This window comes from Burkholderia sp. SCN-KJ (assembly GCF_024656005.1).
In the GTDB taxonomy this organism is placed as follows: Bacteria; Pseudomonadota; Gammaproteobacteria; order Burkholderiales; family Burkholderiaceae; genus Burkholderia.
On record NZ_JANKOG010000021.1, the window covers coordinates 42,897 to 54,266 of the forward strand.

Sequence of the window (11,370 nt, forward strand, 5' to 3'; positions counted from 1 at the left end):
GGCTGCCATGACCGTATTCCGTGCGGCCCGGCCGCTCGACTGGCGACAGGTTGCGGCGGTGGCGGCCGGCGAGCCGCTGGCGCTGGCCGACGAGGCACGCGCGCGTGTCGTTGCCGCGCGCGAACTCGTCGACGAGATCGTCGCGCGCGGGATTCGCGCTTACGGCGTCAATACCGGCGTGGGCGCGCTGTGCGACGTGATCGTGTCGCCGGCACAGCAGAGCACGCTGTCGCGCAACATCCTGATGAGTCACGCGGTCGGCGTCGGCATGCCGCTCGGCGCGGCCGAAACGCGCGCGATCGTCGCGGCCGCGATCAACAATTTCGCGCACGGGCATTCGGGCGTCCATGCCGACGTCGTCGACCAGCTCGTCGCGCTGCTCGAGCACGATTGCCTGCCGGAGGTGCCGGCGCACGGCTCGGTCGGCTATCTGACCCACATGGCGCACGTCGCGCTCGTCTGCATCGGGCACGGCCATGCGTGCCATCGCGGCGAACGCATCGGCGGCGCCGAGGCGCTGCGCCGCATCGGCCGCGAGCCGCTCGTGCTCGGTGCGAAGGAAGGGTTGAGCCTGGTCAACGGCACGCCGTGCGTCACGGGGCTCGCCGCGCTCGCGCTGGCCCGCGCGGAACGGCTGCTCGATTGGGCCGACTGGATCGCGGCGGCGAGCTTCGAGAATCTCGGCGGGCAACTCGCCGCGTTCGACCCGGCCTCGCTTGCGTTGCGGATCTCGCCCGGCATCGGGCATGTCGGCGCGCGCTTGCGGACGATGCTGGCCGACAGCCCGATGCTCGCCTCGGCGAGCGGGCGGCATACGCAGGATCCGCTGAGCCTGCGCACGATTCCGCACGTGCATGGCGCGGCGCGCGACGTGTTCGCGGTCACGGCGGACGTCGTCGATCGCGAACTCGCGTCCGTCACCGACAATCCGATCGTCGCCGGTACGCGCGATGCGCCGGCCGTTCATTCGCAGGCGCATGCGGTCGGCGCGGGCATTGCGCTGGCGATGGACAGCCTCGCGGCCGCGATGGCGCAGGTGGCGGCCATCGCCGAGCGGCGGCTGGACCGTCTCGTCAATCCGCTCGTGAGCGGCCTGCCTGCGTTTCTCGCGGCGCCGGGCGGCACGTGTTCGGGCTTCATGATCGCGCAATACACGGCGGTCGCGCTGGTCGCGCAGAATCAGCGGCTCGCGGCGCCGGCGAGCCTCGACGGCGGCATTACATCGGGGCTGCAGGAAGATCACCTGTGTCATGCGACGCCGGCCGCGCTGAAGGCGCTCGACATCATCGAGAACGCGACGCGCGTGCTCGCGATCGAGCTGCTCGCCGCCGCGCAGGCATACGACTTGCAAGCGAACGAAACCGGGCGGGCCGCGTCGACCGACGCGCTGTGGCGGCACGTGCGCGAACGCGTACCGGCGTATCGCGACGACCGGCCGCTCGCGGACGACATCGCGATCGCGGCCGGCATCGTCGCGGGGGCGCCGCCGCCGTTGCAGTGATGACCGGCGACGACGGGCGGATCATCCATTATTCATTCGGTCGAGGGTGCATGAACGAAACGGAGCGACAACTTACCGCACGGCCGGCGAGGGCATCGGGCGAGGCCGTGCCGGCGCGCGCGCTGCCGGCCTATCAACAAATCAAGCGCTACGTCGTCGAGCGGATCGCGAAGGGCGACTGGAAACCCGGCGGCGCGATCCCGACCGAGGCCGAGCTGGTCAAGGAATTCGGCGTGGCCCGGATGACGGTGTCGCGCGCGCTGCGCGAACTGACGAACGAACGCGTGCTGACCCGCATCCAGGGTGCCGGCACGTTCGTCGAGCGCCGGCATTACGAATCGACGGTCCTGGAGATCCGCAACATCGCGGACGAGATTGCGGAACGCGGTCATCGGCACAGCGCGCGCGTCGTGCTGATCGAGCGCAGCGTCGACCCGGACGCGATCGATGCGCTCGGGCTTCGCTCGGGGCCGGTGTTTCATTCGCGCATCGTGCATTTCGAGGAAGACGAGCCGATCCAGTTCGAGGATCGCTACGTCAATCCGGCGTTGTTTCCCGACTACCTGGAGCAGGATTTCACGATCGAGACGCCGAACCACTACATGGTGCGGCTCGCGCCGATCCAGCGCGCCGAGTTCCGGATCTATGCGGAGAAGCCCAATGCGCAGGTGCGCCGGCATCTCGTGATGGAAATCGGCGAGCCGTGCCTGGTGTTGAAGCGCCGCACCTGGGTCGGCGAGCACGTCGCGACGTCGGTCAGGCTGTGGCATCCGGCGTCGCGGTTTCACCTGGCGGGGAAGATGTAGGGACGCGGCGAGCGGCCCGGATCGAGCCGAGGCAATCGGCGTGGATGTCCTGCGCGTCGGCGAATGATGCGGCCGCTGACTCGACCCTGCGCGTCACAATCGCGAAGAGCGCCCATCGAACCGTTCGTTCCTTCGCCCGTCGGCATGCGTACGCGCATTCACCGACCTGAATACCGGCAGAGAGTGGCGCATAATGTTTTGAGGTCGACCCTTGGCTGGAAGAGGGTTTTATGCGCTGCACAATTTGCGGATCGGAGAATCCTCCCGGTGCGGGGTTCTGCCTGGAATGTGGGGCCGTGCTGTCCCGCACCTGCCCGCAGTGCGGGCATGACGCAGCGCCGGCAGCCCGCTTCTGCAGCCATTGCGGTGCGCCGCTGGCGACACCTGCCGCCATGCCGCCATCGTCCCGACCGCCGGCTCACGCGCCATCGCCCACCCCGATTCACTACACGCCCGATCATCTGGCCGAGCGCATCCGTGCCGAACACGCGGCGATGGAAGCGCGCGGCGAGCCCGCCGGCGAGCGCAAGACCGTTACCGCGCTGTTTGCCGACATGGCCGGGTCGACCGCGCTGATCCACGACCTCGATCCCGAAGTGGCGCATCGCCTGATCGTGCCGGTGGTCGAGCTGATGATGGAAGCCGTCCACTACTACGAAGGGTACGTCGCCAAATCGCTCGGCGACGGCATCCTCGCGCTGTTCGGCGCGCCGATCGCGCACGAGGACCACGCGCAGCGCGCGCTCTTCGCCGCATTGCGCATGCAGCAGGCGATGCGGCAGCACGGCGACCGGATTCGGCTTCAGGAAGGCATTCCTCTGCAGATTCGCGTCGGCGTGCATACGGGCGAGGTCGTCGTCCGTTCGATCCGCACCGACGACTTGCACACCGAATACGACCCGCTCGGGCATACGATCCACATCGCGTCGCGGATCGAGGGCATCGCCGCGCCCACGTCGATTCTCGTCAGCGAATCCACCCACAAGCTGGCCGAAGGCTATTTCGAGTTCAAGGCGCTCGGGGCCACGCAACTCAAGGGCATTCCCGCGCCGCTATGCGTCTACGAAGTGCTGGGGCTGGGCGCGTTGCGCACGCGCCTGCAGCTGGCGGCGCACCGTGGTCTCGCGCGGTTCGTCGGGCGCGAAACGGAACTGGAACACCTGAACCGGGCCCTGGAGACCATGCGGGCCGGGCACGGGCGCGTGGTCGGCGTGGTGGGCGAGGCCGGCGTCGGCAAGTCTCGCCTGTTCCACGAGTTCAAGGAGCGTTCACGGCGCGGCGCGCTGGTGCTGGAGACGTTTTCGGTATCGCACGGCAAGGCGTTTTCCAATTTGCCGCTGATCGAACTCCTGAAGAACTATTTCCAGATCACGCCGCAGGACGACGAGCGGCGCTGCCGGGAAAAGGTCATCGGCAAGGCGCTCGCGCTGGAGCGCGGTTTCGAGGACCTCGTGCCGTACGTCCTCTATCTGCTCGGCATCGGCGAGGGCGGCTCGGTGCTGGTCGAGATGGACCCGCAGATCCGGCGCGAGCGCACCTTCGACGCGATCAGGCAGCTGCTCGTGCGCGAGAGCCAGAATCAGCCGGTCCATTTGCTGTTCGAGGATCTGCAATGGCTGGACCGTGAAACGGAAGCATTCCTAAGCTACCTGATCGACCACGTGCCGGACGCACGCATCCTGCTGTTGGTGAACTACCGGCCCGAGTATCGGCCGGCGTGGGCCGGCGCGGTTCATTGCAGCAGGATCCGGCTCGAGCCGCTCGGCCCGTCCGATGCGCAGGGGCTGCTCACGGCGCTGCTCGGCGAGGATCGCACGCTCGTGCCGCTGAAGCAGCTCATTCTGGAGAAGACGGAGGGCAACCCGTTCTTCATGGAGGAAGTGGTCCAGACGCTCGTCGAAGAGAAGTCGCTGCTCGGCGAGGCCGGGCGTTATCGCATCGTGGAGACGCCGGCGACGCTGCATATCCCGACCACCGTGCAGGGCGTGCTGGCGGCCCGGATCGATCGGCTTCCCGTCGAGGAAAAGGAACTGCTGCAGGCGCTTGCCGTGATCGGCCACGAGTTTCCGTTCAGCCTGATCCGGCGCATCTGCGGCGAGGTGGCGGCGCGGGACGACGAACTGCGTCGCCTGCTCGCGCATCTGGAAGCCGCGGAGTTCATCTACGAGCGGCCCGCCTTTCCCGAGGTCAATTATTCGTTCAAGCACGCGCTGACCCAGGAAGTGGCCGGGCGCTCGTTGCTCACGGAGCGGCGCACCGCGCTGCACGAGCGTACCGCGCAGGCGATCGAGGTGCTGTTCCCGACGCGCATCGCCGATTACTGCAGCGAACTCGCGCATCACTACGGTCAGAGCGGCAACATTCCGAAGGCGGTCGAATACCTGCATCGTGCGGCCCAGCAGGCGCTGCGCCATGCGGCTCATCACGATGCGATGAATCACCTCGGCGCGGCGCTTGCGTTGCTGAAGGGCTTGCCGGACACACCGATGCGCGCGCATTGGGAGCTGACGCTGCTGCTGTCCCTCGGGCCGGTCCTGATGGATGTGCGCGGGTATGGCGCGACGGAGGTGGGCGCCACCTATACGCGCGCGCTCGAGTTGTGCGAGCGCACGGGCGAGGTATCGCAACGCTTCGCGACGCAGCTGGGATTGCGGATGCACCACGTGGTGCGCGGCGAGTATGCGCTCGCGACCGACCTGGGCCGGCAGATGCTCGGTACGGCCCGCGATGCAAACGACCCCGGCTTTCTCATCGAGGCGCATAGCGCGCTGGGTTCGTGCTTCTTCCTGCAGGGCGATTTCACGGCCGCCCGCACCCACCTGGAACAGGCGATCGCGATCTACGATCCGGAGCAGCATCAGGCCCACGTGTTCGCGCACGGGGTCGATCCGGGCATCCGGGCGCTCAGTTTCCTGGTGTTGACCCTGTGGATCCAGGGGTATCCCGACCAGGCGCTCAGGCGCAGCGTCGAAGCACTGGCGCTCGCACGGCACCTTTCCTATGGGCCGTCCCTGGCGTTCAGCCTGACCTACACGGCACACCTGCATCAGCTGCGGCGCGAGCCCGCGCTTGCCGCCGAGCGCGCGGAAGCGGTCATTGCCGTATCGACCGAGCACGGCTTGCCGTACTGGCTCGCATGGGGGACGCTCCTGCGGGGCTGGGCGATGAGCGCGCAAGGCAACATCCGGGACGGCATCGCGCAGATGCGGCTGGGCCTCGATGCGCAGCGGGCCGCCGGCGGCGAAGACCAGCGGCCCTATTCCCTCGCGCTGCTCGCCGACAGTTACTGGCGCGCGGGCGACCGGCGGGCAGCGCTGGACTTGCTGGAAGAGGCGACGACGCTCGTCGAGCAAACCGGTGAGCACTGCTTCGAGGCCGAGCTGTACCGGCTCACGGGCGTCTATCTGGCCGGCGGGGCGAGCGAGCAGGGGGCCGTCGCGGCGAGCGAAGAGGGGGCCGTCGCAACGTGCGACGAAGGGGCCGTCGCGGCGCGCGACGACAAGGCCGCCGGCTGCTTTCACCGGGCGATCGAGCGCGCGCGCCGCCAGGGTGCCCGAGCGCTGGAATTGCGGGCGGCGTCGGACCTTGCGCGGCTGTTGCAGCGGCAGGGGAAAACCGTGGAGGCGAGGCGAGTGCTGTCCGAGGTGCTCGCCTGCTTCACGGAAGGTTTCGATACAAGCGACCTGCGCGACGCGAAAGCGCTGCTGGATGCATTGGACGCGCGCGCAGCATGAATGGAACAACGGCGCACGGCGACGGATCGCGTGACGACGTGCGCTCGATGACCTGCCGCTGCTCCGCCTGCGCGGAGCGCCGAGGAGACGGGCATGGCAACCACGCACGCAAGACGCGGCAACGATGGCCCGCGCAAACCGATCGCGCTCGCGTTGCAGGGCGGCGGAATGCACGGCGCCTTCACCTGGGGCGTGCTCGACCGCATGCTCGAAGACGGCCGGCTCGACATCGAAGGCGTCAGTGCAACCAGCGCCGGCGCGATGAACGCCGCGGTACTCGCGTACGGGCTGCACAAGGGCGGCGAAGACGGCGCGCGTCAGGCACTGCACGACTTCTGGCACGCGGTCGCGCAATCGGCGGAGCGCTACAACCCGCTGCGCTGGATGCCCTGGCTGAAGGGCACGCACAGCTTCGGGCTCGATCATTCGCCGCTGTATGCGTTCGCCGACATGATGCTGCGGGTCTTTTCACCTTATCAGTTCAATCCGAACAACCTGAATCCGCTGCGCGAGGTGCTCGAAAGCCAGGTCGATTTCGACGCTTTGCGCAGGCACTGTCCGATCCGGCTGTACGTGTGCGCGACCAACGTCGAGACGGGGAAGATCCGCCTGTTCACCGGAGCGGACCTCAGTGCCGACGCCGTGCTGGCATCGGCGTGCGTGCCGACCCTGTTCCAGGCGGTCTCGATCGACGGCGAGTACTACTGGGATGGCGGGTACATGGGGAATCCGGCCATCTATCCGCTCATCTACAACTGCGCGACGCGCGACGTCGTGATCGTGCACATCAATCCGCTCGTGCGTCGCGGCGTGCCGATCACCGCCGCGGAAATCCTCAACCGGATCAGCGAGATCAGTTTCAATTCATCGCTGATGCGTGAGATGCGGGCGATCGCGTTCGTCACCGACCTGATCCAGCAAGGCAAGATACAACGCGGCGAGATGAAGGAAATGCTGATTCATTCCATTCGCGCCGACGATGCGCTGTCCGCGCTGAGCGTATCGAGCAAGTACAACGCGGATTGGGGATTCCTGAGCGAACTGCATGACCACGGGCGACGCGAAGCGGATGTGTGGCTCGCGCATCACTACGGAAACATCGGGCAGCGCTCGAGCATCGACATCCGCAGGGAATTTCTCTGAGTGCATCGCAGTCATGTCGGCATGGGGCGATTCCGCGCGGACGCCCCGGTCCAAGGAGCGAACGTGAACCGGATGCAGGCGCGGTTCGTCGCGTTGTGGTCGTGCAGCGGCGGGACCCATGCCGAGGAGGTCTATCGCAGGCTCGCGCAATGCTATGCGGAGCCGGTGCGCCATTACCATACGCTCGTGCATGTACGGCGATGCTTGCGTCATCTTGACCTGGCGCGCGACGCGATTCCCGCGCCGGACGCCGTCGAACTCGCGCTCTGGTTCCATGACGTGATCTTCGTGCCCGGCGCGAAGGACAACGAGCAGCGTAGCGCGGACTGGTTCCGGCACCAGGCCGGGGGGCGAATCCGCGCGTGCGACCCCGTCTGCGCGATGATCCTCGCGACGACCCACTCGGGCATTGCCGCGCAACCGGATACCCGCTTCACGTGTGACATCGACCTGGCCGCGCTCGGCGCTTCCCGCAGCCGGTTTCGCGAAGACGGCCGGCGTTTGCGGGCAGAGCGTCCCGATCTCGACGACCGGGCCTACGATTTTCATGAGCGGACGATTCTGCGCGGGCTGCTCGTGCGTCCGCGCATCTATCTGACGGAATTCTTCTACGCGCGCTGCGAGAGGCAGGCGCGCAGGAACCTGCGCTGGCGGCTGGGGTTGCCGGTTCCTGAACCGGAGTGACGACCCGCCGCGCCGGCGCAATGATCGATCGAAGCGGTGCCCGGGCGCCAGGGCAACCTGACCCGACAGACCCGCCGCGCGTGCGTCGCGCGCCAAGGGGACCGGTGCGCGCCCGCCGGTCGGGACCACGTTGCAGCGAACGGCGGCCCTCGGGCACTCTAGAATTGGCATGTAACGTATTGCAGTGGCCTGGCCCGGACGATTGTCCAGGTGTCGTTTCGATATCGCTTTGCCAGGCGATCTGCTCATTCCAACGGATACCAACATGCGCATCCCGCCGCTCAAGGCAATCATCGCGTTCGAAAGCGTCGCCCGGACCAAAAGCGTCAATCGTGCCGCGGAAGAACTGGGCCTGACCGCGTCCGCCGTGAGTCACCAGCTCAGCAACCTCGAATCGCAGATCGGCCAGCCGCTGTTCCAGCGATCGGGGCGCGGGCTCGTCCTCACGCCGACCGGCGAGCGCTATCTGGCGGACGTCACCGGCTCGCTGGCCGACCTGAGCCGCGCCACCGAGCGCGCGTCGAGCCGCGCCGAGGTCGATATCCTGCGCGTGCATTCGAGCCCGAGCTTCGGGCTGATGTGGCTGTTGCCGCGGCTGTCGTCGTTTCAGGAAGCGAACGGCGATATCCAGCTGAACCTGGCGTGCTCTTACGAAAACGTGTCGTTCTCGAACGGCTTCTACGATATCGACGTCCGCCACGGCTACGGCAACTGGGATAACCTCGAGGTGAAGACGATGCGCGGCGAGTTCATCGCGCCGCTCGCGTCGCCGCAGTACCTCGAACGGCATCCGGTCAACGCGCCGGAAGACCTCCTCGCGCATCGGCTGATCTATTCCGAAACGCCGCTGGTGCAGTGGAAACAGTGGTTCGGCCGGGCCGGCGTATCGCTCGCGGCCCGCAAGACCTTCGACTTTTCATTCGACCGGTCGTACATGTCGCTCGAAACCGCCGCGCTCGGCCTCGGCATCGCGCTCGAAAGCCTGATGCTCGCGTCGGTGAAGATTCGCGAAGGCGCGCTGGTGCCCGTGTTCGACGAGACGCATGCGGTGGAAGTCGGTGCGCATCATCTCGTTTACCCGCGGCAGAACGCGGAACTGCCTCGCGTGAAACGCTTCCTTGCGTGGATCGAGCGGGAGGTCGCGGCGCAGCGCCGCGCGAACTGAGCGTCGCGCGTCCGGGCCGCGTGCAATATTGCGTTGCAGCACGCCGGAACGGCCCGCGCGGCGTCATCTGAAATTTTCTCAACCATGCCTGAGCGTTTCCGCGTTGATGCGGGTGTCCGTCGAGCCGACACTCTGCACACACATCAACACAGGAGACGAACGATGTTGCTCGACAACAGGACCATCATCGTGACCGGCGCGGCATCGCCGCGCGGTATCGGCAAGGCCACGGCCCGCACGCTGGCCGCCCAGGGCGCGCGCGTGGCGATTCTCGACCTGCGTCGCGAGGACGCCGAAGCGGCCGCCGCCGAACTCGGGCCCGACCACCTCGGCCTGGCCTGCGACGTGACCGATCGCGACGCGTGCGTGGCCGCGGCCCGCGCGACGCTGGCGCGTTATGGCCGTATCGACGGCCTCGTGAACAACGCCGGCATCACGCAGCCGGTGCGCACGCTGGACATTTCCGGGCGCGACTTCGATGCGATCGTCGACGTGAACCTGCGCGGCACGCTGTACATGTCGCAGGCGGTGCTGCCGGCGATGAAGGAGCAGCGCGGCGGCAGCATCGTGTGCATGTCGTCGGTGTCCGCGCAGCGCGGCGGCGGCATCTTCGGCGGCCCGCACTACAGCGCCGCGAAGGCCGGCGTGCTCGGCCTCGCGAAGGCGATGGCGCGCGAATTCGGGGCCGACCGTATCCGCATCAATTCGATCACGCCGGGCCTGATCCAGACCGACATCACCGGCGACAAGCTGACGCCCGACATGCGCGAGGAGATCGTCAAGGGCATTCCGCTCGGCCGCCTCGGCGATGCCGCCGATGTCGCCAATGCGTGCCTGTTCCTGCTGAGCGACCTGTCGAGCTACCTGACGGGCATCACGCTGGACGTCAACGGCGGAATGCTGATTCACTGAGAACGGCGCCGCGACACGCGCGGCGCCGACCATCATGCACCCGGGACAACCCGGGGCCATGGCAGGAGACAAAGATGAGAGCAAAGTACCCCGCCTCGCCGGTTCAGGGCGAGCTGCTGCAACGGGACGATGCGCAGACGTTCGAAGCGGCGACCTATGCGAAGGTCGCGCGACGTCTGATCCCGTTCCTGATGTTGTGCTATCTCGGTGCGTATCTCGACCGCGTCAACGTCGGCTTCGCGAAACTGCAGATGCTCAACGACCTGCGTTTCAGCGAGACCGTGTACGGGATGGGCGCAGGCATTTTCTTTCTCGGCTACTTTCTGTTCGAAGTACCGAGCAACCTGATCCTGCATCGCGTCGGCGCGCGCCGCTGGCTCGCGCGCATCATGCTGACGTGGGCCGTGATTTCCGCGAGCTTCGTGTTCGTGAAGTCGCCCGCCGCGTTCTACGTGCTGCGGTTCCTGCTCGGCGTCGCCGAAGCGGGCTTCGCGCCGGGCGTGATCCTGTACCTCACGTACTGGTTCCCGTCGGCACGTCGTGCCAAGGCACTGTCGCTGTTCTTCATGGCGATTCCGCTCGCGGGGATCATTGGCGGCCCGCTGTCGGGCGCGATCATGCATTCGCTGCACGGCGCGATGTCGATGGCGGGCTGGAAGTGGCTGTTCCTGCTCGAGGCGTTGCCTTCGTTCGTGCTGGGCTTTGCGATCCTGCTGTATCTCGATGACGGCATTGCCGGCGCGAAATGGCTGACCGATGCCGAAAAAGCGTTGCTGGCGCGCAATGTATCGACCGACGCCGAGCACACGACCGCCCACCTGTCGATTCGTGCGTTCGTCGCCGACCGCCGCCTGTGGTTGATGGCCGCGATCTACTTCTGCGTCGTGCTCGGCCAGTACGGCCTCACGTTCTGGCTGCCCACGATCATTCGCAAGGCCGGCGTCGCCGATCCGCTGTGGGTCGGCCTGTTCACCGCGATTCCGTATGCGTGCGCGATCGTCGCGCTGCCGCTGATCGGCATGAGCGCGGATCGCCGCCGCGAGCGCCGCTTCCATCTCGCGGTGCCGATGCTGATCGCGGCGGCCGGCTTCGCGACGTTGCCGATGCTCGGCAGCGTCGGCGCGTCGATCGTGTGCCTGAGCATTGCGTCCGCCGGCATCCTCGCGTCGTCGTCGCAATTCTGGTCGCTGCCCACGGCGCTGCTCGGCGGGATGTCGGCGGCGGCGGGCATCGCCGCGGTCAACTGCTTCGCCAATCTCGCGGGCTTCTTCTCGCCTGCGATCGTCGGCTGGCTGAACGACCTGACCGGCAAGTCCACCGCCGGACTCCTCTTCATCTCCGTCGCGATTACGTTCGGCGCGCTGCTGGTGTTCCTCGTGCCGCGCTCCGTCAATCGCTGATCACCGCCGATTCGACCTGCATGCC

Annotated in this window: 8 protein-coding genes; all 8 read left to right on the top strand. The window is 67.2% G+C overall.

What is annotated here, in order from left to right; genetic code table 11:
* Positions 1-7 precede the first annotated feature (7 nt).
* The 8 genes from hutH (at position 8) to NQV17_RS28450 (ending at position 11,345) form a co-directional block, all read left to right on the top strand.
* Entirely contained in the window at positions 8-1,501 is a 1,494-nt protein-coding gene (gene hutH, locus NQV17_RS28415) for a histidine ammonia-lyase (RefSeq protein ID WP_257774821.1), read from the top strand.
* A gap of 50 nt (positions 1,502-1,551) precedes the next feature.
* Positions 1,552-2,307 carry a histidine utilization repressor gene (gene hutC / locus NQV17_RS28420; RefSeq protein WP_257774822.1) on the top strand — a complete coding sequence of 252 codons (756 nt, stop codon included), beginning with the start codon at positions 1,552-1,554 and terminating at the stop codon, positions 2,305-2,307.
* Positions 2,308-2,537: 230 nt separating this feature from the next.
* Positions 2,538-6,041: an adenylate/guanylate cyclase domain-containing protein gene (locus NQV17_RS28425; RefSeq protein WP_257774823.1), complete on the top strand. Its 3,504-nt coding sequence runs from the start codon at positions 2,538-2,540 to the stop codon at positions 6,039-6,041.
* A 93-nt stretch (positions 6,042-6,134) separates the two neighbouring features.
* On the top strand, positions 6,135-7,184 hold the full coding sequence (locus NQV17_RS28430) for a patatin-like phospholipase family protein (RefSeq protein WP_257774824.1): 1,050 nt from the start codon (positions 6,135-6,137) through the stop codon (positions 7,182-7,184).
* A gap of 63 nt (positions 7,185-7,247) precedes the next feature.
* Positions 7,248-7,868, top strand: a complete 621-nt coding sequence (locus tag NQV17_RS28435; RefSeq protein ID WP_257774825.1) for a hypothetical protein — start codon at positions 7,248-7,250, stop codon at positions 7,866-7,868.
* 265 nt (positions 7,869-8,133) lie between these two features.
* Entirely contained in the window at positions 8,134-9,033 is a 900-nt protein-coding gene (locus NQV17_RS28440) for a LysR substrate-binding domain-containing protein (protein WP_044845498.1), read from the top strand.
* A gap of 162 nt (positions 9,034-9,195) precedes the next feature.
* Positions 9,196-9,945, top strand: coding sequence for an SDR family NAD(P)-dependent oxidoreductase (locus NQV17_RS28445; RefSeq protein WP_124488566.1), 750 nt, complete (start codon positions 9,196-9,198; stop codon positions 9,943-9,945).
* A 74-nt stretch (positions 9,946-10,019) separates the two neighbouring features.
* The gene (locus NQV17_RS28450; protein WP_257774826.1) at positions 10,020-11,345 is read left to right on the top strand and encodes an MFS transporter; all 1,326 of its coding nucleotides are present in this window, start codon (positions 10,020-10,022) and stop codon (positions 11,343-11,345) included.
* Positions 11,346-11,370: the final 25 nt, after the last annotated feature.